General features: G+C 47.0%; 21 protein-coding genes and 3 tRNA genes. 8 read left to right on the top strand and 16 right to left on the bottom strand.

What is annotated here, in order from left to right:
• Positions 1 to 72 precede the first annotated feature (72 nt).
• The 3 genes from cysT to MJ764_RS08195 are packed head-to-tail and all read left to right on the top strand — an operon-like array spanning position 73 to position 2,893.
• Complete coding sequence (gene cysT, locus MJ764_RS08205) at positions 73 to 909, top strand: sulfate ABC transporter permease subunit CysT (RefSeq protein ID WP_239326082.1); 837 nt, start codon at positions 73 to 75, stop codon at positions 907 to 909.
• Positions 909 to 1,781, top strand: a complete 873-nt coding sequence (cysW, locus tag MJ764_RS08200) for a sulfate ABC transporter permease subunit CysW (RefSeq protein ID WP_239326081.1) — start codon at positions 909 to 911, stop codon at positions 1,779 to 1,781. Before cysT ends, cysW begins: the two co-directional genes overlap by 1 nt.
• Positions 1,782 to 1,810: 29 nt before the next feature.
• Positions 1,811 to 2,893 carry a sulfate/molybdate ABC transporter ATP-binding protein gene (locus tag MJ764_RS08195; protein WP_239326080.1) on the top strand — a complete coding sequence of 361 codons (1,083 nt, stop codon included), beginning with the start codon at positions 1,811 to 1,813 and terminating at the stop codon, positions 2,891 to 2,893.
• A gap of 268 nt (positions 2,894 to 3,161) precedes the next feature.
• Here MJ764_RS08195 and murA read toward each other — a convergent pair whose 3' ends face one another.
• From murA to folD, 16 genes are all read right to left on the bottom strand, one after another.
• Positions 3,162 to 4,418: a UDP-N-acetylglucosamine 1-carboxyvinyltransferase gene (murA, locus tag MJ764_RS08190; protein WP_239326079.1), complete on the bottom strand. Its 1,257-nt coding sequence runs from the start codon at positions 4,416 to 4,418 to the stop codon at positions 3,162 to 3,164.
• Positions 4,419 to 4,456: 38 nt separating this feature from the next.
• Positions 4,457 to 4,705 (bottom strand): BolA family protein, encoded by a 249-nt coding sequence (locus tag MJ764_RS08185; RefSeq protein WP_239326078.1) that lies wholly within the window; start codon positions 4,703 to 4,705, stop codon positions 4,457 to 4,459.
• 54 nt (positions 4,706 to 4,759) lie between these two features.
• Positions 4,760 to 5,521, bottom strand: coding sequence for an ABC transporter permease (locus MJ764_RS08180; protein WP_239326077.1), 762 nt, complete (start codon positions 5,519 to 5,521; stop codon positions 4,760 to 4,762).
• The gene (locus MJ764_RS08175) at positions 5,518 to 6,435 is read right to left on the bottom strand and encodes an ABC transporter ATP-binding protein (RefSeq protein WP_239326076.1); all 918 of its coding nucleotides are present in this window, start codon (positions 6,433 to 6,435) and stop codon (positions 5,518 to 5,520) included. Before MJ764_RS08175 ends, MJ764_RS08180 begins: the two co-directional genes overlap by 4 nt.
• Before the next feature lie 48 nt (positions 6,436 to 6,483).
• On the bottom strand, positions 6,484 to 6,681 hold the full coding sequence (gene yacG, locus MJ764_RS08170; RefSeq protein WP_239326075.1) for a DNA gyrase inhibitor YacG: 198 nt from the start codon (positions 6,679 to 6,681) through the stop codon (positions 6,484 to 6,486).
• On the bottom strand, positions 6,681 to 7,442 hold the full coding sequence (gene zapD / locus MJ764_RS08165) for a cell division protein ZapD (RefSeq protein ID WP_239326074.1): 762 nt from the start codon (positions 7,440 to 7,442) through the stop codon (positions 6,681 to 6,683). Before zapD ends, yacG begins: the two co-directional genes overlap by 1 nt.
• Complete coding sequence (gene coaE / locus MJ764_RS08160; RefSeq protein WP_239326073.1) at positions 7,439 to 8,053, bottom strand: dephospho-CoA kinase; 615 nt, start codon at positions 8,051 to 8,053, stop codon at positions 7,439 to 7,441. The genes zapD and coaE overlap by 4 nt, the downstream gene beginning before the upstream one ends.
• Positions 8,050 to 8,901 carry a prepilin peptidase gene (locus MJ764_RS08155; RefSeq protein ID WP_239326072.1) on the bottom strand — a complete coding sequence of 284 codons (852 nt, stop codon included), beginning with the start codon at positions 8,899 to 8,901 and terminating at the stop codon, positions 8,050 to 8,052. The genes coaE and MJ764_RS08155 overlap by 4 nt, the downstream gene beginning before the upstream one ends.
• Before the next feature lie 6 nt (positions 8,902 to 8,907).
• Positions 8,908 to 10,140, bottom strand: coding sequence for a type II secretion system F family protein (locus tag MJ764_RS08150; protein WP_239326071.1), 1,233 nt, complete (start codon positions 10,138 to 10,140; stop codon positions 8,908 to 8,910).
• A 47-nt stretch (positions 10,141 to 10,187) separates the two neighbouring features.
• Positions 10,188 to 11,867, bottom strand: a complete 1,680-nt coding sequence (gene pilB / locus MJ764_RS08145; protein ID WP_239326070.1) for a type IV-A pilus assembly ATPase PilB — start codon at positions 11,865 to 11,867, stop codon at positions 10,188 to 10,190.
• Positions 11,868 to 12,068: 201 nt separating this feature from the next.
• Positions 12,069 to 13,766 carry a single-stranded-DNA-specific exonuclease RecJ gene (gene recJ / locus MJ764_RS08140; protein ID WP_239326069.1) on the bottom strand — a complete coding sequence of 566 codons (1,698 nt, stop codon included), beginning with the start codon at positions 13,764 to 13,766 and terminating at the stop codon, positions 12,069 to 12,071.
• Complete coding sequence (locus MJ764_RS08135; RefSeq protein ID WP_239326068.1) at positions 13,763 to 14,731, bottom strand: hypothetical protein; 969 nt, start codon at positions 14,729 to 14,731, stop codon at positions 13,763 to 13,765. Before MJ764_RS08135 ends, recJ begins: the two co-directional genes overlap by 4 nt.
• A 47-nt stretch (positions 14,732 to 14,778) precedes the next feature.
• Positions 14,779 to 16,545 carry a M61 family metallopeptidase gene (locus MJ764_RS08130; protein WP_239326067.1) on the bottom strand — a complete coding sequence of 589 codons (1,767 nt, stop codon included), beginning with the start codon at positions 16,543 to 16,545 and terminating at the stop codon, positions 14,779 to 14,781.
• Between the two features lie 203 nt (positions 16,546 to 16,748).
• Positions 16,749 to 17,777: a type I glyceraldehyde-3-phosphate dehydrogenase gene (gene gap, locus MJ764_RS08125; protein WP_239326066.1), complete on the bottom strand. Its 1,029-nt coding sequence runs from the start codon at positions 17,775 to 17,777 to the stop codon at positions 16,749 to 16,751.
• A 126-nt stretch (positions 17,778 to 17,903) separates the two neighbouring features.
• The gene (locus tag MJ764_RS08120; RefSeq protein ID WP_239326065.1) at positions 17,904 to 18,485 is read right to left on the bottom strand and encodes a hypothetical protein; all 582 of its coding nucleotides are present in this window, start codon (positions 18,483 to 18,485) and stop codon (positions 17,904 to 17,906) included.
• Positions 18,486 to 18,727: 242 nt separating this feature from the next.
• Positions 18,728 to 19,591 carry a bifunctional methylenetetrahydrofolate dehydrogenase/methenyltetrahydrofolate cyclohydrolase FolD gene (folD, locus tag MJ764_RS08115; RefSeq protein ID WP_239326064.1) on the bottom strand — a complete coding sequence of 288 codons (864 nt, stop codon included), beginning with the start codon at positions 19,589 to 19,591 and terminating at the stop codon, positions 18,728 to 18,730.
• Between the two features lie 217 nt (positions 19,592 to 19,808).
• On the opposite strand from folD, the gene MJ764_RS08110 reads away from it, so the two are divergent.
• The 5 genes from MJ764_RS08110 (at position 19,809) to rnhB (ending at position 22,005) form a co-directional block, all read left to right on the top strand.
• Positions 19,809 to 19,886 (top strand) — tRNA-Pro (locus MJ764_RS08110).
• 38 nt (positions 19,887 to 19,924) lie between these two features.
• A tRNA-Arg gene (locus tag MJ764_RS08105) sits at positions 19,925 to 20,001 on the top strand.
• A gap of 20 nt (positions 20,002 to 20,021) precedes the next feature.
• Positions 20,022 to 20,097 (top strand) — tRNA-His (locus tag MJ764_RS08100).
• 133 nt (positions 20,098 to 20,230) lie between these two features.
• Positions 20,231 to 21,403: a lipid-A-disaccharide synthase gene (gene lpxB, locus MJ764_RS08095; RefSeq protein WP_239326063.1), complete on the top strand. Its 1,173-nt coding sequence runs from the start codon at positions 20,231 to 20,233 to the stop codon at positions 21,401 to 21,403.
• A complete protein-coding gene (gene rnhB / locus MJ764_RS08090; RefSeq protein ID WP_239326062.1) occupies positions 21,400 to 22,005 on the top strand; it encodes a ribonuclease HII in 606 nt (201 codons plus the stop codon). The genes lpxB and rnhB overlap by 4 nt, the downstream gene beginning before the upstream one ends.
• Positions 22,006 to 22,089 lie beyond the last annotated feature (84 nt).

Raw genomic sequence — 22,089 nt, 5'->3', positions numbered from 1 at the left:
TTTGTGTCGGTATTTTTTACCGTGCTGCTGCCGGCGTTATTGGTGCCTGTCGGGTCTATGGGAGAAAAAGTTATGCTGTTATTGAAGCAGCCATCTGTATTGCCCGGTTTTACGCTTAGTCTGGGTGTGAGTGTGCTATCGCTGTCATTACTGGTGTTATTACCATTTGCGATGCTGGTATGGACGGTTACTGATTTGGGCTGGCAGGGTTTTGTGCGGGTAATTTTCGAGCAGCGGACGCTTGCTGCGGTATGGCTGACGCTGAAAATGTCTTTACTGGCGATGCTGGCCAGTGTACTGCTGGGGACGTTAGTGGCATGGGTGCTGGTGCGCTATCACTTCTGCGGCAAAGATTTGGTCAATGCTCTGGTGGATTTACCATTTGCATTACCGACAGCGGTAACAGGGGTAGCTCTGGCTACTTTATATGCACCCACTGGCTGGATAGGTGCAATATTTGCCCGATTCGGCTGGCAGATAGCATTTACGCCGACAGGTATTTGGCTGGCATTACTACTGGTTAGCTTGCCGTTTGTGGTGCGGGCTGTACAGCCGGTATTGGCTGAGTTGTCGGGAGAATATGAAGAGGCGGCAGTGATATTGGGTGCATCCAGATTAACAATTATATTCAGAGTGCTGTTACCGGAGGTTTTGCCCGCGCTGGTAATGGGTGCAGGTATGGCTTTTGCCCGTGCCACTGGCGAGTATGGTTCAGTCATTTTTATAGCAGGAAATGTACCGTTTAAATCGGAAATTCTGCCACTGATTATTGTCAGTAAGTTTGAACTGTTTGATTTACCGGCCGCAGCAGCGGTAGCGTTATTTATGCTGATTATTTCTTTTATTATTTTATTTATGCTGAATTTATGGCAATGGCGTTTGAGCCGGCGTACGCAGGGGCGATATTGATGAGTACAGTTAAAACTAATGAGTTGCTCACTGAGCCGCGCTGGCTGCGCTATGTGCTGATTAGCATAACGTTGCTGTTTCTGGGTGTGCTGCTAGTGCTGCCATTGTTGTCGGTATTCAGTTTTGCGCTGGCAAAGGGCTGGCAATTATATCTGGCTGCTTTGACCGATGAGGAAGCACTGGCAGCCATTCGCCTGTCGTTGTTGATTACCTTGATTGTGGTGCCGATTAATGTGGTACTGGGGGTGGCGATGGCATGGCTGTTAACCCATTTTTCTTTTCGTGGTAAGCAATTGTGGACAACATTGCTGGATTTGCCGTTTGCTGTATCGCCAGTTGTTGCTGGCCTGATGTTTGTATTGTTGTTTGGCAGTAATAGCTGGTTTGGTAGCTGGCTAGATGCGCAGGGAATACAGATTGTTTTTGCCGTACCGGGCATGGTGCTGGCTACTCTGTTTGTAACATTTCCATTTGTAGCACGTGAATTAATTCCATTAATGCAGGCTCAGGGAAGCAGTGAAGAGCAGGCAGCACTGATATTGGGCGCCAGTGGCTGGCAAATGTTCTGGCGTGTCACTTTACCCAATCTGAAATGGGCATTGGTTTACGGCATTATTCTGACTAATGCGCGTGCAATGGGTGAGTTTGGGGCGGTTAGCATGGTTTCCGGTCATATTCGTGGCGAAACGAATACTATGCCGTTACTGGTAGAGATGATGTACAACGAATACAACATGGTAGGTGCGTTTGCTGTGTCCAGTTTGTTGGCTTTGCTGGCGTTATGTACTTTGATATTGCAGAAGTTTCTCGACTGGCAGCAGACACGTTTGTGCACAGATGCCCAACGTCGGCAGGTTGCAGTTACGGATTAAACAGTAAGGTACTGTGTTGAGTGGCGATTATGGGTATTCGTATTAAACATTTGAACAAATATTATGGTGATTATCACGCTTTACAGGATATTAATTTACAGGTGCCGACTGGTTCGCTGACAGCTTTGCTTGGCCCTTCCGGCTGTGGCAAGACCACTTTGTTACGCATTATTGCTGGATTGGAACACGCCGATTCGGGCGAACTGTTTTTTGCGGATAAGGAAGTCAGCAATCTGCATGTGCGTGAGCGGCGAGTTGGGTTTATGTTTCAGCACTATGCGCTGTTTCGCCATATGACAGTATTTGATAATGTTGCTTTTGGCTTGCAGGTATTGCCACGCCGCTTGCGCCCGGGTAAAGCAGAGATAGCCGCGCGGGTAGAAGAATTATTACAACTGGTGCAACTGGAGTGGCTGGCAAAGGTATATCCACAGCAATTATCTGGTGGCCAGCGCCAGCGTATTGCACTGGCACGGGCGCTGGCAACCAAACCAAAATTGCTGTTGTTGGATGAGCCGTTTGGTGCACTGGATGCCAAGGTACGCAAGGAGTTACGCCGGTGGCTGGTGGAAATTCACCATCAGTTGAACATTACCAGTGTGCTGGTTACACATGATCAGGAAGAGGCTCTGGAAATGGCTGATCAGATTGTGGTCATGAATCAAGGCAAAATTGAGCAAAGTGGTGTGGCTGCATCTTTGTATGATAATCCGGGGAATGTATTTGTTACCGAGTTTCTGGGTGAAGTGAATGTTTTTGAAGATGCCTGTATTGAACAGGGGCAACTGTGTCTGGGAAACTATTGCGAACCGGTCACCACGGGAAAATCCGTGCGCCAGAATGTGGCTGTCTATGTGCGCCCGCAGGAAATACAGCTATTAACTCATATTCAGGATAATGTGATTGCTGCTGCAATTGTGGAAGAAATATATGTTATCGGTGCACAGATCAGGTTGTGGCTACGGCGACAGGATAATAAACAGCGTATACAGGTGTGGCTGTCACCAGCAGAATTTCGCACACTGGCTCTGCAACCATCACAAACAGTGTGGTTCAAACCACAACGCCTAACCATGTTCAGCTTGCCAGAGCTGGTGGATTATATAATTTAATAGTATGTAAAAATTAAGCTTCAGATTTGCTGTTAATTGATACGTTAATCAGCTGGTATTGGCGATTAATTTATTTCGGGTTATCCGTGCTAATCAATACTTTTGTTTAATATTTTAAATAATTTATGTGTTTGGTTGGTATGTATAGAAAATGACTATTCAGAAACTAGATTATGACTTCTTAGATATTTAAATTTATATGTATATTATATAACAACAGGGCTATCTGGATTTTTCCAATAGCCCTGTTGTTGGATTGTGACGTTTACTAGTTGCTAGCGCGTTCAATAATAGCACCTACGCCACTCAGTTTTTGTTCAATGTTTTCGTAACCACGATCCAGATGGTAAATACGTTCAACGGTGGTTTCACCACTGGCTACCAGACCAGCCAGTACAAGACTAGCCGATGCGCGCAGGTCGGTGGCCATTACGGTGGTACCGGATAACTGTTCCACGCCTTCTACAATAGCGGTATTGCCTTCGGCTGATATCCGTGCTCCCATGCGATTGAGTTCGGGGACGTGCATAAAGCGATTTTCAAAAATGGTTTCTACTACCTTACTGTTACCACTGGCGATGGTATTCATTACCATAAACTGTGCCTGCATGTCGGTGGGAAATGCTGGATAGGGCAGGGTGCGTATATCTACGGCTTTCGGACGTTGCTGCATGTCGATGCTAATCCAGTCGTCACCCGCTTCAATAATGGCACCGGCTTCACTCAGTTTTTCCAGAATGGCCAGCATGGTTTTAGGGGCGGTATGCTTGAGAACGACTTTACCGCCGGTCATGGCTACTGCGCACAGGAAAGTACCAGCTTCGATGCGATCGGGTACTACGCGGTGGGTACAGCCATGTAGTTTTTCTACACCGGTAATGGTAAGAGTAGGAGTACCTATGCCCTGAATATTCGCTCCCATTTTAACCAGACAGTCGGCAAGATCGGTAACTTCTGGCTCCATGGCAGCATTTTCCAGAATGGTAATGCCTTCTGCCAGTGTGGCAGCCATTAACAGGTTTTCTGTACCGGTTACGGTAACCATATCCATGACGATATGTGCGCCTTGCAGACGTCGGGCACGGGCTTTAACGTAACCATGCTCGATACTGATTTCGGCGCCCATGGCTTCAAGCCCTTTCAGATGTTGGTCTACCGGTCGTGAACCGATGGCACACCCGCCAGGCAGGCTAACCTGAGCTTCACCAAAATGCGCTAGTGTCGGTCCTAATACCAGAATGGAAGCACGCATGGTTTTGACCAGATCGTATGGTGCACAGGTATTGTTGATGCCGCTACAGTTGATTTCGAATTCATGCACGTTGTCTGTCAGTACGCGTGCGCCCATGCCCTGTAACAGTTTTTGGGTGGTTTTAACGTCCCGCAGCATGGGGACATTGGTCAGATGCAGGGTATCCCGTGTTAGTAGTGAAGCGCACAGCAAAGGCAGGGCTGCATTTTTGGCGCCGGAAATAATGATTTCGCCGTTTAATGCGCCGTTAGCACGGATTTTTAATTTTTCCATATAAATTCTCAATGATGGCAGTAAAGGCTGTCTGCCGATTAATGCTGTTTTGCTGCCCATTCAGCAGGTGTGGCTGCGGTGGTAATGGATAGTGCATGTAATTCATTGCTGGCAATCTGTTGTGCCAGACCATCTTTAATCATACGATGGCGAGCCAGACGGCTTTTTCCGGAAAAAGCACTGGATACAATCTGGGCAAAGAAATGATGACCGTCGCCTTCAACCTCGAGATATTCGCAGGGCAGAAGGTTGGCAATCATGGCTTTAACCTCTTCGGGTGTTAACATGATGGGCTCCAGAATAGCTATTGAAATGGCGGCTATTATAGCGTTTTAGTTTGTCTAATTGCGTAATTTCCAGCCAGATTTCAGTATGGCGCAGACAAGAATACACAAGCCAATGGCAAAGCTGCCGACTACGCTTAATGCCAGCCAGGGGGAGGAATCACTTTGGCCGAAAAAGCCAAAACGAAAGCCGTCAATGATGTAAAAAACCGGATTGAAATGACTGAGGGAGCGCCAGAATGCTGACAAGCTGTTAATGGAATAGAATACGCCAGACAGAAAAGTCAGGGGCATGATGAGAAAATTCTGGAATGCAGCTAGCTGGTCGAATTTTTCTGCGACAATGCCTGCCAAGAGGCCAAACATCCCCATAATTGCACATCCCAGTAAGGCGAATGTGATTATCCAGCCGACGTGATAAGGCAGAGGTAGGCCGAAGAAAGCTGTTACTGCTATTACACCAATCCCTACCATTAATCCGCGTAGGATGGAAGCACCCACATAGGCGCAGAAGAAAGCAGCTGTACCTAATGGCGGTAATAGGATAAATATCAGATTACCGGTTATACGTGACTGAATCAGGCTTGAGGAAGAGTTGGCAAAGGCATTTTGCAGCATGGACATCATGGCTAGCCCCGGTATCAGAAATGCATTATAGCTGACACCAGGTAGGATATCAGTACGTCCCTGCATGAGGTGAGCAAAAATCAGCTGATACAGCAGGGCAGTCAGAATGGGCGCAGATAGGGTTTGAAAGCCGACTTTCCAGAAACGCAGTACTTCTTTTTTAAACAGGGTATAGCAACCAATGGTATTCATTTTTCGCCTTTCACATGATCGCTGGTCAGGCGCAGGAAGACGTTTTCCAGATCGTTTTCCATTATGTGCAGGTTTCTGACGTTGATGTTCTGGGTTTGCAGGTTTTGTAACAGGGTGGCCAGCTGGCTGTAGTCGGCAAGTTTGAGTAGATAATTGTTACCATCTGCCTGTATGAGATGCTGATGCAGGTTGGCTGGTAGTGGTTGGTCAAGCGTTAATGTCAGTTGTAAATCTGCTTCGCTATCCAATAGGTTTTGGGTACTGTCCAGTGCCACAATTTCGCCGTGTTTAAGCATGGCAATACGGTTACATAACGACTGTGCCTCTTCCAGATAATGGGTTGTCAGAATGATAGTATGACCGGCTGTATTCAGTTTGGTAATGAATTGCCACAGATTTTGTCTTAACTCGACATCTACGCCGGCAGTAGGTTCGTCCAGTACGATGACTGGTGGCCGGTGTACCAGTGCCAGCGCTACCATGACACGACGCTTCATGCCGCCGGAGAGGTTGCGGGTATTGGTATTAGCCTTGTCTGCCAGACCCAGACTGACAATAATTTCATCTATCCATTCGTCATTTTTGCGCAAACCAAAATAACCGGACTGGAATCGCAGCGCCTCGCGTACGCTGAAAAAAGGGTCGAAAACCAGTTCCTGTGGTACGACTCCTAAAAGTTTACGGGTGATATTTGCTTCATGTTGCACATCATGGCCGCAAATGCTGATTTGGCCGGAGCTTAGACGGCTCAGACCGGCCATAGCTGAAATAAGTGTGGTTTTGCCAGCGCCATTGGGACCGAGCAGGCCAAAAAATTCACCTGGCTGCACGCTGAAGCTGACGCCTTTTAAAGCCTTAAAACCATTGGCATAGGTTTTAACAGCTTGTTTGATGCAAAGGGCAGGAGAGGTCATAGGTTAAATGGATATCTGCAATGGTTGGTGATAATGTTCCGCTGATGATTAAGGCTCTGATGGTTTTATTTCTTCGCTCAGTGGCTGATCTTCATCTGCCGGCAGGTTATAGTTTTCACTGGCCCAGCTGCCAAGATCGATCATTTTGCAGCGTTCTGAACAAAATGGTCGGAAACGGTTGGCCGGAGTCCAGACAACGCTTTGGCCACAGATGGGGCAAATAACCGTTGTGATTTTTTCTGTCATTATTTGATTACCGGATCGAAGCTGCACATAACCAGAGTAAACGGAATGTCTGTCGTTAAAACTGATCCGCGTGCCTGTTGTTGTGATGCCTGTAAAAAGCGAATGTGGGTAAAATATTTATTGGCCGATACTTCTGGCAATGCTGCGGCGTTCTGTGCAACATTGATGCCAAGCAGATGGATATTCTGTCCCAGACTATTATGCTGGTAACTGCCGGCTGTCGCCAGACATTCTACTGATAGACTGTTGTGGCGCAGGATTTCCAGTAGCAGATTAATGGCTTCATAAGTGGGTAATAGACTTTGAACCCACTGGCGTAACTGGTTTTCGCGTTCTGCAGGGCTTTTTTGCTGCCAGTAATAATATGAAGGCAAATCATACGGGCTGGTACCACCGGGAACAAACATGCGTTGTTTGATTGCCATCAACCATTCATTTTCACGTAAATGCTGGCCGAATTTCTGCTGGACACTTTGCAGATTTGAAATTGCGGTCTGGATAGTTTCTAGCGCAGCACCACCTTCTTCACCACGCTGCCGTGCCAGACCTTTTTGGCGTTCCAATTCCTGCAAAATATCCAGTTTCAGCTCGGCACGTGCGGCTGCTTCCATGATTTCAAACAGTGAAAACAGTGCACAATGATGTGCCCAGATTTCGCTGCGTATCACGACTTCATGGAAGTGCTTGAACAGGTGTGCGATACGTAAGAAATTGCGCACGCGCTCGGACAAAGGGTGTTCGAAATGGATGAGATCGGTCATAACTTGGATGGTGTTAGAGCTTGATAGTAGTGGTGCTGCTGAATGACTTTCCGGTTAAGTTCCTGCCAGCTGCCATCGTTGATAATAATGTCATCAGCAATGGCTTTTCTGCTGTTACTGTCAGTCTGTTGTGCCATGATAGCATGGATTGCGGTTTCGTCCAGACCACTACGTTGCTGAACTCTCTGAATACATATATCAAGCGGGGCTTCGATAATGAGTATACGTTGTACCAATTGTTGAAATTCTGGTTTTTCTGCCAGTAGAGGAATTTCTATAATGCCATAATGCTGGTTTGAACTGGCTTGCTGCTTGGCTTGTTGCAGAGCTTGCCAGATTAGGGGATGAAGAATATTTTCCAGCAATATGCGGTTGCGAGAATCGGCAAATACCCAGTTACGCAGTTGCTGGCGATCCAGACTACCGTCAGCCAGAAACAGGTTTTTCCCGCACTGTTTGCGGATTGCAGGTAAAGCCAGACCTTGTGGTGCAGTGAGCTGACGGGAAATATCATCTGCATTCAGCACTGGTACACCCACAGCTGCAAAGCAGCTTGCTGCTGTGGATTTGCCACTGCCTATTCCGCCCGATAACCCTACCCAAAATGTCATGCACTGAATCCAGAAAGACGTAACCACCATTGAATTAGTTGGCTAATCTGACTATTTGCTATCCACACAATCCAGCCGGCAATAGCCAGTGCCGGGCCGAAAGCCATTGGCTGACTGCGGGCAACTTTGAGAATAAGTGAGGCAATAATGCCGACAATTGCAGCCATGAATACAATTAATGGCAATGCTGCAACACCCATCCAGGCACCAAGAGCAGCCAGTAATTTGAAATCACCATAGCCCATGCCATCTTTGCCGGTTAGCAGTTTAAATAACCAGAAAAGTGACCATAAGCTCAGATAGCCCAGTGCGGCTCCCCACACGGCAGCAGATAAGGGAACAAACCCGCAGTACCAGTTAAACAGTAAACCAAACCACAGTAGTGGCAAGGTAATCTGGTCAGGCAAGAGCTGGGTGTCAGCATCAATGAAGGTCAGTGCAATCAGCGCAGCAGTCAGTACCAGACCACCTGCTGCGACAGGCGTAACATCATAACGCCAGACGACTGCTGCAAAGGCCAGACCTGTTAATAACTCTACACAAAAGTAGCGGGGACTGATTGATACAGCACATGCAGCGCAGCGACCACGCAAGAGTAGATAACTGAACAGCGGTATATTCTGCCACCAGCGAATTTTGCACTGACAGTGGGGACAGGCTGAAGGTGGGACACACAGATTAAAGCGGGCAGAGTTTTCTGCTGGCAGCTGTAATGCCATCCGTGCTTCAGCCTGCCAGCTTCTTTCCATCATGATGGGTAAGCGATAGATGACTACATTCAGGAAACTGCCAACGGCAAAACCCAATATTAGTGCGACTGCGCCGAAAAACAGGGTATCAGTTAACATCTGTCATTAACCTACCGCATTACCAATATTGAAGAGTGGTAAGTACATGGCTACCAGAATGACACCGACGATACCACCAAGTACAACCATGATGATTGGTTCCATTAGTGAAGATAATTGTGAAACAGCTGTATCTACGTCTTCTTCATAAAATTCAGCGGCCTTATTCAGCATGGAATCCAATGAACCAGATTCCTCTCCGATAGAAGCCATCTGCATTACCATATTGGGAAATAGCTCTGTTGCCTGCATGGCGGAGGTCAGTGAAATCCCCTGATTTACTTTGGCACGGATTTCCAGAGTGGCTTCCTCATACTCAATATTACCTGCTGCGCCGGCTACCGAATCTAATACTTCGACCAGTGGTACCCCAGCAGCAAACAGAGTGGCCATAGTACGAGACCAGCGAGCAATGGTTGCTTTGCGCACAATTTGCCCAAAGATAGGTAGTTTTAACAGCATATGATCAAAGCGTTTTTGCAGGGCTGCTGATGTTTGGAACGTTTTATAAAAGCCAATTCCTGCTATAATCAATCCTATAAGCATAAAAATGCCATAATGCACGAAAAAGTCAGATATATTCATCATAACCTGAGTTAAGCCAGGTAAGGGAACGCCCATCCCTTCATATACCTTGGCAAAAGACGGCAGTACAAACATCATCATGACAAAAATCAGTGCTATGGCGACAATCACTACAACGGCCGGATAAGTTAGGGCACTTTTAACTTTTTTCTTGATACCCTGAGTTTTTTCTTTATATACCGCCAGTTTGTCTAATAGTCCTTCCAGTACACCACCAGCTTCACCGGCACGCACCAGATTGCAATAAAATTTATCAAAATATTTTGGATGTTTGGAAAACGAATCGGCCAGAGATGTACCCTGCTCAACATCTGTACGAATTTCTGTCAGTAACTGAGTCATGGCTGGATTGGAGTGACCTTTGGCAGCGATATCAAATGCCTGCATTAATGGTAAGCCGGACTTCATCATGGTGGATAATTGTCGCGTAAAGACAGTGATATCCGCCTGGCTGATTTTCTTCTGACGCTGTTTCTTGACCTTGGTAATTTGAATAACACGAATCTGACGCCGGTTCAGCTTGGCACGAGCTTCTACTTCATTTTTTGCGACTACCTCTCCGCGTACAATCTGGTCAGTTTTGAGGTTTTTACCTTCAAAATTGAAAGTAGTACCGGCGGGTTTGGTTTTGGATACTGCTATTGGTTTATTCATAGTTTTTCCCACAGTATTGATTTAATTTAATAAATCGGCAATCAGCTTTAATCATTGGTGGTTGCCAGAATTTCGTCCAGAGACGTGATACCTTCCATAACTTTAAGCAAACCGGCATGACGCAAATCAACCAGTCCTTCCTTGAGAGCCTGAGTGCTGATATCAACTTCATTACCGTTGTTCATGATGATACGTTGCATTTCTTCACTGACGGGCATGACTTCATAAACACCGGCACGTCCCTTATAGCCTTTGCCTTTGCAGCGTTCACAGCCCACTGGCCGGTAAAATGTCCAGTCTTTGGCTAGATCTTCATCTGAAAAGCCGGCTTCTTTCAGAGCATATTCTGGCGGACGTTCTGCTGGTGCCTTGCAGGTGCATAAACGCCGTACCAGACGCTGAGCCATAATCAGATTAACTGAGCTGGCAATGTTAAATGGGGCAACGCCCATATTCAGCATACGTGACAATGTAGCCGGGGCGTTATTGGTATGCAGGGTGGAAAAAACCATATGGCCAGTTTGTGCAGCCTTGATGGCGATATCTGCGGTTTCCAGATCTCGAATTTCCCCCACCATGATGATGTCTGGATCCTGACGCAGGAAAGATTTTAGTGCCGCTGCGAATGTCAGCCCCTGTTTATCATTAACGTTGACCTGATTGATACCGGGCAGGTTAATTTCCGCTGGGTCTTCTGCGGTGGAAATATTAACGCTGTCGGTATTAAGTATATTCAGACAGGTATACAATGATACGGTTTTACCTGAACCAGTTGGACCGGTAACCAGTACCATGCCATAGGGGCGATGAATAGCTTCTAGCAGTAATTCTTTCTGGAATGGCTCAAAACCGAGCTGTTCGATATTCAAGGTGGCGGCATCCGAATTCAGGATACGCATTACAATTTTTTCACCAAACAGGGTGGGCAGTGTACTGACACGAAAGTCAATTGGCTTGGCACCTTTGCGAAACTGAATCTGAATGCGGCCATCCTGAGGAATACGCTTTTCTGAAATATCCAGTTTGGACATAACTTTGATGCGTGAGGAAATTTGGCTGCGGATATTCAGAGGCATACGGACTACTTCACGTAATTGTCCATCAACACGGAAACGTATCCGCGCTATTTCTTCATAAAATTCGAAATGGATATCTGATGCACCACCGGCTAGAGCATCCCCCAGTATTTTAAAGACAAATTTAGCAACTGGGCCATTTTCATCATCTTCTTCATCTGCAGACATGGCATTGCTGCCGACTGCTTCACCACCACCGACTGAATCCATGCCCTCCAGCAGACTGGTGGATCCTTGGTCAAGATTTTCCAGTAATTGGCGTAACTGGGTATCACGAACAATAACCAGATTCAATATGCAACCAGCATCAGTGGCAATTTTCTGATAATGTTGAATCAAGGTTGGGTCAGATACAGCGAGAAACAGGCGGTTACCGCGCTTCAATATCGGTACACACATGTATTGCTGCATGATTTTCAGATTGATTAAATTTAACGGTACCAGATTTTGGTTATACAGTTCCAGATTCAAATAAGGAATACTGAATACACTAGACAGAAAGCTGGCCAGCTTATCGGCATTAATGGTACCGGACTGCAACAGTGCCGGTATAACCGGACGTTTCTGTTCCAGTTCCTGACGCAGTTCTTCTGCTTTTTCTGCGTCAATAATCTGGTGTTTATACAAAACCCGAATCAATCCTACACTCATACAAACTAATTCCCGTCTTAATAACTTTTTGAGTTTACTCTGGCTGGCTATTACACCTGTTCTGGCTTCGTTTTACAGTCTGGTGTGCCCAGTATGCTGTTTTGTGACCGGTAACAGAATGTGCCTTTAGTAAATCCATGTTAATGTTTAATTGTGCTAATTATAAGTGAATTTGTGTATTTAAACAGCTTGTATATCTGTTTAGGCACAAATTTCCCAGTAATCTGCATATAACTGTAGTTCCATTTGTTGGCGCCACTCGTTGGCTACCAGCCGGTAAACTACGCGTATGTGTTCTGGCAGGGTAGTACTACAGCGGAAAAACATGGCTTCACATTCACAATTGCTCTTGCGCAACACTGCTTTGATATGACCAGTGCCAACGCTGTGTTGCCGGACTACCCTGAATTCGTCGCAAAAGCATGGTTCGGGAAAGTTTTGCCCCCACACCAATGTGGCCAGTTGTTGTGCAGTGTCTAAATTCAGGTGCTCACTGTCTAATGAACCATCGGTTTGGTAAGTATGATTGAGATCGGCCGGCTGGATAAGTTGCTGGCAGACCGCCTCAAATTCACGCTGGAAAGCTGGCAGGTCTATTCTGGCTATACTTAACCCGGCTGCCATGGCATGTCCACCGAATTTCTGAATGATTTCTGGTCGTCGCTTGCTAACCAGATCCAGTGCATCACGCAGATGTAAACCTGTGATGGAGCGGCCTGAGCCCCGTAACGTTCCATCTTCAGCCTGAGCAAAAACAATACTGGGGCGATGGAAAGTTTCGCGTAAGCGGCCAGCAACAATACCGGTTACGCCCTGATGCCAGCTATCGTGATAGGCAACAATGCTGTAACTGTTTTCTGTATCAATGGTGGCCAGTTGCAGATTGGCCTCGTCCTGCATACTACGCTGAATCTGACGGCGTTCACGATTTAAGTCATCCAGCTGTACAGCTAAGTCTGTTGCGCTTTCCATATCGTCGCTGAGCAGACAGGCAATACCCAGACTCATATCATCCAGCCGGCCTGCTGCATTCAGACGTGGGCCGATGGCAAAACCAAGATCAAATGCCTGTGCCTGCTGTACCTTGCGTTTTGCGACATGAAACAGGGCGCGTATACCGGCCTGCATTTTGTCTGCACGTATCCGCCTGAGTCCCTGCGCTACCAGAATGCGGTTATTCTGATCAAGGGGGACGACATCGGCAATGGTGCCTAATGCCACCAGATCAAGCCATTGGGCCAGATTCGGTTCAGCATGCTGGCTAAACCAGTTATGCAGACGCAGATGGTGGCGTAAGGCCATTAGTAGGTAAAACATAACCCCTACGCCTGCCAAAGCCTTACTTGGGAAATGATCTCCGGGCTGATTGGGGTTAACAATAATACATTCGGGCAGTTGTTCACCGGGTAAATGATGGTCGGTAATCAGAACATCCATGCCCAGCTGTTGAGCCCGCTCTACCCCTGCTACGCTGGCAATACCATTGTCTACGGTAAGCAGTAAATCGGTATTGGCCTGAGCAGCCAATTCAGCAATTTGCGGTGTCAGGCCATAGCCATGGTCAAAACGGTTAGGTACGAGAAAATCGGTTTTGGCGCCCATTGCCTGTAAACCACGCATACCCAGTGCGCAGGCTGTGGCACCATCTGCATCATAATCAGCCACAATCAGGATTTTTTCCTGCTGCTCGATAGCTCGTGCTAACCGCTCACAGGCCGCCTGAATATTTTTCAGACTCTGAAACGGCAGCAGGGCAGACAGACTGTATTCAGTTTCGCTTTTACTTTTAATGGCTCGGGCTGCATATAGTTTGGCCAGCAAAGGGTCAACGCTCTGTGCAAGTAAAGTTTGCTGGGCAACGGTATCAATCGGGCGGGTAAGAATGCGCACCAGTTTCATAAGCTTAATCCGCTAAAAGGTTTTGTTTTGCGCCAGAATGGGGGAAGCCAGGGTTTGCGAATTTTAAGCACACCCGCTTCGCACCGGATATCCAGACGATGAATTTGTCTGTTTTGCAGTGCTGTCAGTAGCGGTTGCCACCAGTCCTGCTCCCATTGTTGCAGTATCTGCGTATAGGTATAAACATCGCCCTGATTAACCGGTAAGCACAATTCCTCGTTAAACAATACAACTTCCTGCTGGCTGGACAGGGAATCGGCTAACCCAGTGTAATTTTCCGGCAAATTGTGTGCATGAAATGCCCATGAGCTGTTGGTATAAAGTAGCGTTTTGTTGTTAGCTGTACCTGCGCTGTCTTGTTCAAACCAGAAACCATTGATTGCGGGCAGACCACGTGCATTACGTTGCAGGTTCAATGGGTGCTGATACAGTAACATTTGCAGTTCGGTTTGCTGTTGCAAAATCAGGGTAGCATCGGCTCCAGCCGGCTTGGTCGTACCATCGATGCGGCCAGACAAATCCAGTAAGGGTGGCAAGGTAAATTCAATGGTCTGTGGCGTGGTAACTAGCCATAAATCCGGTTTTACTGGCCTAAATTGCCAGCCGTCTGCCTGTAACCATGCATTTAACACGTCACAAAAAGCTTTCGCTTCTTCTGTGGTCAGGCCAAGCACTTTTCCATCCAGATACTGAAGCTGATGCATGCCGGCTGTCTGGCTGATGGGGGTGGCAATAAAGCCATAACCATTTGAGTCAGAATTTATTTGTTGGCCTGCCTGTTGCAACCATGAACCTTGCCACAGATATTGGCGGTAAAGCAGGCTTCGGCTAATGGTTTGTGGGAAATATTTGCTCCACTGCCGCAGAGTATTCAGTGCCGGTAACGGTAATTTTGGCACTATAGCTTCCTGATGTGGCCACAATAAGCCCGGTAGGACAAGAGTCAGATGTAAGTCAGCAGGCATGAATACACAACATTTGTAAATAGGAAAGTGATGGTAATAATATCTGGTTAAATCTGTGACGGCGGCTGCAACCACTGCTGTAATAGCAATGCATTATCAATGCTTAACAGCGCAGTATCAGTTGTCGCTGCCTGTGCCAGTAAGGTAGTCTGTCGCAGTAGACCGTCGCGGATAAAATGTAGCCGAACTGTTTCGCCCACATCAATACGTGCCCACTGTTTAGCAAAATCAGTAATGATTTCATCATTAAGGGCAATAAGCTGATCACCAGCACACATGCCTGCATTCTCAGCACTGCCCTGATGAAATATCTGCTGTAGGCTGATACCAAATGCGGCTGATTGAAAACGGGCACCCAAGTCTGCGTAAGCCTGTTCGCTAGGGGGGATATGTTCAACATAAGCACCACCATGCTGACGAGGCAAGGCCGCCCAGTGTAACTGTACCCCAGCCTGTTGCAACTGATCAGCCAAAGGTAAATCAGCGGTAGTCATAATATATTGCTGATAAACCTCGGTTAAATCTATACCAGTGGCCTGTTGGGCGATTGCCAGCCATTCATTTTCAGCCAGACCCATGCCTCGCTCACGCCAGTCGTGATACAGGGCACGCATAATATCGTCCAGATTTTTCTGTTGCCCGGTTTGCTGGCGTATATAGTGATCCAGACACATGGCCGCCAGTGCACCTTTCTGGTAATAGCTGACAATAGCATTGGCACTGTTTTCATTTTGTTTATAGTATTTGGTCCACGCAGTGAAGCTGGAATCGGCCAAACTTTGCTTCAGCCGGCCGGCACCCTGTTGTACCCGGGTAATAGTTTTGGCCAGTAGTTGCAGATATTGAGCCGGGGTAATCACGCCACTGCGTACCAAAAACCAATCATCATAATAAGAGGTAATGCCTTCAAATGCCCATAACAGACGGGTATAGGCTTCTGTATTCAGATCATCGTTGGCAAACACGGATGGAATAATGGATTTTACATTCCATGCGTGAAAATATTCATGACTGAATAATCCCAGTAAGGTGATATAGGCATCGCTATTTTTGCCATCGGTTTGTGGCAGGTCATGCCGGTCTGCCATGAGTGCCGAAGATGATCTGTGTTCCAGTCCACCATAAATGCCGTTTCCAACAAACAATAGAAAGCTGTAGTGCTCAAATGGTGCCGGTGCGGCAAACATGGCTATTTCGCTGGCACATATTTTGGCGACATCATCTACCAGCCGCTGCTGGTCAAACGACGAGAAGTGTCCGCTGATAATAATTTCGTGGTCGATACCGCCTGCTGTAAATGGCAGACGTAGCAGATGGCCCATTTCCACCGGATAATCAATCAGAGCGCGGTAATTACTGGCCTGATAAACCTGTGCCTGTGATGTTTGCGGCATGGTGGTGGCGATGTCCCAGCTTTCTGGCAAACCGGTAATATCTAACTGGCAGGTTTCTTGCTGACGCTGGTTATGACGTAAAAACAGGCAGGCACCATCAAAGAAGCCTCGTTCGGTATTTAAAAATGCGCCACGCACCGAAGTATCAAAGGCGTAAACCAGATAGCTGATTTCCCAATTACCAGCCTGCCCACTGCATACCCAAGTATTTTTATTTATTTGTTCTATTGATGCCGGTGTATGGTTACAATTGGCCGATAATGTGACGATGTGGCGGGCAAAGTCACGGATCATATAACTGCCGGGTAGCCAGTTGGGTAGACTCAGACTGAAATCCTGACTATCTAGCTGGGTAAAACTGAGGCATACTTGCCACAAATGCTGGGTCAGAGAGTGGGGTTGCAAATGATAGTTAAGCATAATCTGTGCCTCAATGAAGCGGGAGGAGGGTGCCAGCGTTTTGCCTGTTAGGAAATTAAAATTATTGGCTTAATCAGCTCAATTAGCGATGATTATTGTTTTTTTGGCTGGGATTTATTGGTTTTGTTCCGGTTAGTCGGAATGTGTTCAGGCTGCCTGAATAATCCGGCGGGTTCAGACAGCCTGTATCTGCTGATAACAGCTTAGGCGAACGGTGTAACTTCCATGCCAAACATGGCGCGGGCGGTGTTCAGCATCTGGCAGCTAAAGCCCCATTCATTATCGTACCATGCCAGCACTTTTACCATATTGCCATTGGTTACTTTAGTTAAAGTGCTGTCAAAAATCGATGCCTGAGGCATGTGATTGAAATCGGTAGAAACCAGTGGCAAAGTGTTATAGCCCAGAATGTGCTGCATACTGCCTTCACTGGCGGCTTTAACGATGGCATTCACTTCTTCTACACTGGTATCGCGTGCCGCTTCAAAGGTTAAATCAACCAGTGAAACATTGATTGTGGGTACGCGAACGGAAAAACCGTCAAATTTACCCTGTAATTCTGGCAGTACCAGTCCCACAGCCTTGGCCGCACCGGTTTTGGTTGGAATCAGATTTTCCACCGCACTGCGGGCACGGCGCAAATCCTTATGCCGAACATCTGTCAGAACCTGATCATTGGTGAAAGCATGAATGGTAGTCATCAAGCCTTTAACCATGCCCAGTCCGTCATTAATGGCTTTGGCGACCGGTGCCAGACAGTTGGTTGTACAGGAACCGTTAGATATCACCGTCATTTCAGGGGCCAGTACCTGATGATTCACACCATATACCACAGTAGCATCCACATCGGCACCGCCGGGTGCTGAAATCAAAACCTTTTTCGCACCACTGTGTAAATGAACACTGGCTTTTTCCTTGCTGGTAAATGCACCGGTACATTCCAGTACCAGATCGACACCTAATTCACCCCAAGGCAGTTCTGCCGGATTGCGGGTAGCGAAAAAGCGGATACGATCGCCGTTAATGATTAAAGCATCATCATCACATGAAACATCTGCGGCAAAACGGCCATGAACCGTATCGAACTTTGTCAGATGAGCACTGGTTTCCAGTGACCCACTGGCATTTACCGCGACAATTTCAAACTGGTTGCGCAGGTTATAGTCATAAATTGCACGCAATACCTGGCGGCCGATACGGCCATAACCATTAATGGCAACTTTTAATGTCATGCTTATTCCTTTTCAAATCAACAAAACCGGTCAGGTGAATTTCGGGTAAAGAGTGCTAAATAGTTTAAATCGCACAAAAAACACCATGTATTATTATAGCCGAACCAGCCTGATTCTACATCAGCATTAGTGTGTTCCTGTTTCAGCAGCGGGTATCGTCGTCAGCATTTGCTGGAAAGCCTGTGCCATGCTATTTATATCCAGCCAGCCCATGGTATTGAATACAAGCAGCAGCATACCCCCTGCCAGACTGGTGACTAAAAAATAGATAATATAAGCCAAGGCTACTTTGAAAACATTTTGCTGGCTGATGCGTACAAAGCCAGTCACCTGCACCACCATTGTCCATATCAGCCAGAAAGATCCCGGGGTGGCTAATGCCTGTGGCCAGTACAGCATCGCAATCATCGGTAGTATCAGCGCCTCAGTAACCAGTACATAACCATACCATTGCCCCGGCTGCTTGCTGTAGTAGCCTAAAATGGTCTGCATTGTCATACCCAGAATGACCCAACGCAACACAGTTAATGCCAGAATGAAAGCGGTTATACCAGCCTGATGTCCCAAAAGTTGCGACATATTGGCCATATTGATCAAGCCCAGTGCCAGCAAAACCGGCACTATAATTAACGGAGAGTAACGATAATGCGTTTTGGGATAAAAACGCAGACGCAGGGCAGCCCATGCGTCTAGAAAAAATTGATACATTACATTAATACCACAATAGTTTGTTAAAAATTACGACAGCCACTTCAGTAATATTGCCAGCTTGTCGTGTAACGCTTGGTGATACGGCGTTCCGGAAATTTTGTCAGTGCTTACAGAATAACCTGTGATTCAGTATAACTGTCTTATTCTATTGCAACATAACAATACACTGGCTAAAAAGCCGATACATGCTTTCTGCATATATTTCAATACAGTGCCGTTTCTCATTGTATTGCGTAATGTCAGAACCGCTGTGTATCGTGAATTTCCGCCGCTTGCAGCGTGTTTTCCATTAAGGTGGCGATAGTCATGGGGCCAACTCCGCCCGGTACCGGCGTAATCATTGCGGCACGTTCTTTGGCAGTCTCAAACTCTACATCACCGCATAACTGTCCGTTTTCCAGTCGGTTAATCCCCACATCTATAACCACTGCACCCGGTTTAATCCATTCGCCTTTGACAAACTCTGGAATGCCGACTCCCGCCACCACAATATCGGCGGCGGCAACTTCCTGCGCCAGATTCTGAGTAGCACTATGACAAATTGTTACAGTTGCACGTGCCAGTAGCAATTCTAATGCCTGCGGTCGGCCGACAATATTCGAAGCGCCAATCACGACGGCTTTTTGGCCAGTTATTTCAACCTGATAAGCATCGAGTAATGTCATCACTCCCTTGGGTGTACATGGGCGCAGTAATGGCATTTTCACTGCCAGACGACCTACATTATACGGATGAAAACCGTCTACATCTTTGTGCGGCACAATCCGCTCCAGTATCTTCTGACCGTCAATGTGAGCAGGCAGAGGTAATTGCACCAGAATACCGTCAACACCGTTGTCTGCATTCATCTCGTCGATCAGTGCCAGTAATTCAGCTTCACTGGTTTGTGCTGGCAGCTCATAGCTGCGTGATTCAAATCCGATGGTTTCACAGGCACGTTTTTTATTGCGTACATATACTGCACTGGCCGGATCTTCGCCTACCAGTACCACAGCCAGACAGGGGCGGTGGAACCGGTTGTCCAGCCGTTGTTGTACGCGCGCAGCCAGATTTTGTAGAATTTGTTGGGAAACTTTTTTACCATCAATGAGTTGTGCGGTCATCAGGATATTCCAGACAGAAAGGAAAGATTATGCTGCTGGTCAGCGGTCAGCAGCCAATATTCAGAAAAATAGTATTGTCGCATTTTTTTTCGGCGGTTTCATCTGCTTTTATCTATTGCCACCAACATAAATCGGCAATAATTCAAAAATATGGCAAAAAAATCTGCTTTACCCCTTGACGATAGTTTTATAGAGCTGTATAGTACGCCTCTCTCGTCGGGGTGTAGCGCAGCCTGGTTAGCGCATCTGCTTTGGGAGCAGAGGGTCGTGAGTTCGAATCCCACCACCCCGACCATATCGACTGAATCCTTATCCGGATAGATTTGAGAGTACGCGCCCGTAGCTCAACCGGATAGAGCACCGGCCTTCTAAGCCGGGGGTTACAGGTTCGATTCCTGTCGGGCGCACCAAAGTTTGAAAAGTTTTTATGGTGGCTGTAGCTCAGTTGGTAGAGCCCTGGATTGTGGTTCCAGTTGTCGTGGGTTCGAGCCCCATCAGCCACCCCACTATAAAAGCCCAAGCCATCTGCTTGGGCTTTTAACTTTTATACGCTATCCTTTTATAATCCGGTATCGCCTGCTAAACTTGATATCTATTACATCTTATCATAATAGTTGCTTATAAAACTGCTATTCCGCTATGAATAAAACTGCAACTGAACTGCCGATGCTAACTATAGCCTTATGTGCCGGAGAAGCATCTGGTGATTTACTGGGTGCTCATCTGATGAATGCCATTCGTGCACGTTATCCGTATGTACAATTTGTTGGTATCGGCGGGCCGCGGATGTTGGCTGAGGGGATACTGAGCTTGTATGATCAGGAAAAACTGGCGGTACGTGGTTTTGTTGAGGTAGTTAAAAAATTACCGGAAATTCTTGCCATTCGTCGCGGTTTGATTCAGGCACTGAAAAAAATCCGCCCGCAGGTATTTGTAGGCATTGATGCGCCGGATTTTAATCTGGGTGTCGCAGAAAGCTTAAAGGATGCAGGTATTGCCACCGTACATTATGTCAGCCCATCTGTGTGGGCATGGCGGCGTAAGCGGGTAAAAAAAATTGTTAAGCAAGTAGATGAGGTGTTGTGTCTGTTTCCGATGGAACCAGAGCTATACCAGCAGGCCGGTGGCCGCGCCCGCTTTGTTGGCCATCCCCTTGCTCAGACTCTACCACTGGTTGTTGACCGAATGGCAAAACGGCAACAACTGAAATTGTCTGAACAGGCACCAGTATTTGTTTTAATGCCAGGCAGCCGGGTCAGTGAAATCGATTTTATGGCGCCACTGTTTTTACAGGCAGCAGAAATTATTCATCAGCGTTATCCACAGGCGCAGTTCTTATTGCCACTGGCAACGACGGCAACGCGGCAGCGAATGCAGGCAATACTGGCTCAGCCAGTCTGGCAAAAATTGCCTGTGCGTTTAATGTCTGCCCATGCGGAAATGGCCTGTCAGGCAGCAGATGTGGCACTGGTTACCAGTGGCACGGCTACGCTGGAAGTAGCTTTATGCCAGTGTCCGATGGTCATCAGTTATAAAATCTCACCCTTAACATATGCTTATGTCAAATATAAAATCAAGGTTCCGTATGTTGGTTTGCCAAATATCCTGTTAGGTCGAGGTGTGGTGCCCGAACTGCTACAAAGTAACGCTACAGCACAAAAACTGGCGCAGGCAGTGATTCACTGGTATGAATCGCCGCAGGAAGTACAAAGCTTGCAGGCTGATTTTTCAACATTGCATCAACAATTACGTTTAAATACGGATGAACTGGCTGCACAAGCGGTCTTACAGCATGCAACGGGGCAAATATGAGTATGGATTTAGGCGTATTACCCAGCCATGCCGGTGTGGACGAAGCCGGTCGCGGACCTTTGGTGGGCAGTGTATATGCTGCAGCAGTTATCTTGCCGGCAGACTATGATTTACCCGGTCTTACTGATTCAAAAAAACTATCTGAAAAGAAACGGGATGCGCTGGCGGTGCTGATTAAGCAACAGGCAACTGCTTGGTTCGTGGCAGCCGCTGATGTAGCCGAAATTCATCAATATAATATTCTGTTTGCAACCATGCGCGCCATGGCTCGGGCAGTAGCAGGCTTGCATATCAAGCCAGCCAAAGTCTGGATAGATGGTAATCGCATACCTGCTGATTTGGCTTTGCCGGCAGAGGCAGTAGTCAAAGGTGATCTGAAAATAGCTGCTATTTCTGCTGCTTCGATTCTGGCTAAAACGGCGCGGGATGCAGAAATGTATGCACTGGATCAGCGCTATCCCCAGTATGGTTTTGCCAAACATAAAGGTTATGGTACAGCCGCACATCTGGCTGCTCTAAAGCAATTTGGCGTATTGCCACAGCATCGTCAGGATTTTGCACCAGTAAAAGCATTACTTGCCCAGGGGAAATGCTTTGGTTGAGATTAGTGCTTGATAACATTTTTCAAACAATCTGTAGATTTTTATGAATTTTATGGTTTAATCAATTGATAGCCAGATTATTTT

The organism is Snodgrassella gandavensis (genome assembly GCF_914768025.1).
GTDB lineage: Bacteria > Pseudomonadota > Gammaproteobacteria > Burkholderiales > Neisseriaceae > Snodgrassella > Snodgrassella gandavensis.
This window is presented reverse-complemented; position numbering and strand designations above follow the sequence as displayed.

Excerpts from the sequence above, each read along its gene's own strand:
- cysT (WP_239326082.1), top strand. The coding sequence starts at position 73 with ATGCTGTTATTGAAGCAGCCATCTGTATTGCCCGGTTTTACGCTTAGT.
- cysW (WP_239326081.1), top strand. The coding sequence starts at position 909 with ATGAGTACAGTTAAAACTAATGAGTTGCTCACTGAGCCGCGCTGGCTG.
- MJ764_RS08195 (WP_239326080.1), top strand. The coding sequence starts at position 1,811 with ATGGGTATTCGTATTAAACATTTGAACAAATATTATGGTGATTATCAC.
- murA (WP_239326079.1), bottom strand. The coding sequence starts at position 4,418 with ATGGAAAAATTAAAAATCCGTGCTAACGGCGCATTAAACGGCGAAATC.
- MJ764_RS08185 (WP_239326078.1), bottom strand. The coding sequence starts at position 4,705 with ATGTTAACACCCGAAGAGGTTAAAGCCATGATTGCCAACCTTCTGCCC.
- MJ764_RS08180 (WP_239326077.1), bottom strand. The coding sequence starts at position 5,521 with ATGAATACCATTGGTTGCTATACCCTGTTTAAAAAAGAAGTACTGCGT.
- MJ764_RS08175 (WP_239326076.1), bottom strand. The coding sequence starts at position 6,435 with ATGACCTCTCCTGCCCTTTGCATCAAACAAGCTGTTAAAACCTATGCC.
- yacG (WP_239326075.1), bottom strand. The coding sequence starts at position 6,681 with ATGACAGAAAAAATCACAACGGTTATTTGCCCCATCTGTGGCCAAAGC.
- zapD (WP_239326074.1), bottom strand. The coding sequence starts at position 7,442 with ATGACCGATCTCATCCATTTCGAACACCCTTTGTCCGAGCGCGTGCGC.
- coaE (WP_239326073.1), bottom strand. The coding sequence starts at position 8,053 with ATGACATTTTGGGTAGGGTTATCGGGCGGAATAGGCAGTGGCAAATCC.
- MJ764_RS08155 (WP_239326072.1), bottom strand. The coding sequence starts at position 8,901 with ATGTTAACTGATACCCTGTTTTTCGGCGCAGTCGCACTAATATTGGGT.
- MJ764_RS08150 (WP_239326071.1), bottom strand. The coding sequence starts at position 10,140 with ATGAATAAACCAATAGCAGTATCCAAAACCAAACCCGCCGGTACTACT.
- pilB (WP_239326070.1), bottom strand. The coding sequence starts at position 11,867 with ATGAGTGTAGGATTGATTCGGGTTTTGTATAAACACCAGATTATTGAC.
- recJ (WP_239326069.1), bottom strand. The coding sequence starts at position 13,766 with ATGAAACTGGTGCGCATTCTTACCCGCCCGATTGATACCGTTGCCCAG.
- MJ764_RS08135 (WP_239326068.1), bottom strand. The coding sequence starts at position 14,731 with ATGCCTGCTGACTTACATCTGACTCTTGTCCTACCGGGCTTATTGTGG.
- MJ764_RS08130 (WP_239326067.1), bottom strand. The coding sequence starts at position 16,545 with ATGCTTAACTATCATTTGCAACCCCACTCTCTGACCCAGCATTTGTGG.
- gap (WP_239326066.1), bottom strand. The coding sequence starts at position 17,777 with ATGACATTAAAAGTTGCCATTAATGGTTATGGCCGTATCGGCCGCCAG.
- MJ764_RS08120 (WP_239326065.1), bottom strand. The coding sequence starts at position 18,485 with ATGTATCAATTTTTTCTAGACGCATGGGCTGCCCTGCGTCTGCGTTTT.
- folD (WP_239326064.1), bottom strand. The coding sequence starts at position 19,591 with ATGACCGCACAACTCATTGATGGTAAAAAAGTTTCCCAACAAATTCTA.
- lpxB (WP_239326063.1), top strand. The coding sequence starts at position 20,231 with ATGAATAAAACTGCAACTGAACTGCCGATGCTAACTATAGCCTTATGT.
- rnhB (WP_239326062.1), top strand. The coding sequence starts at position 21,400 with ATGAGTATGGATTTAGGCGTATTACCCAGCCATGCCGGTGTGGACGAA.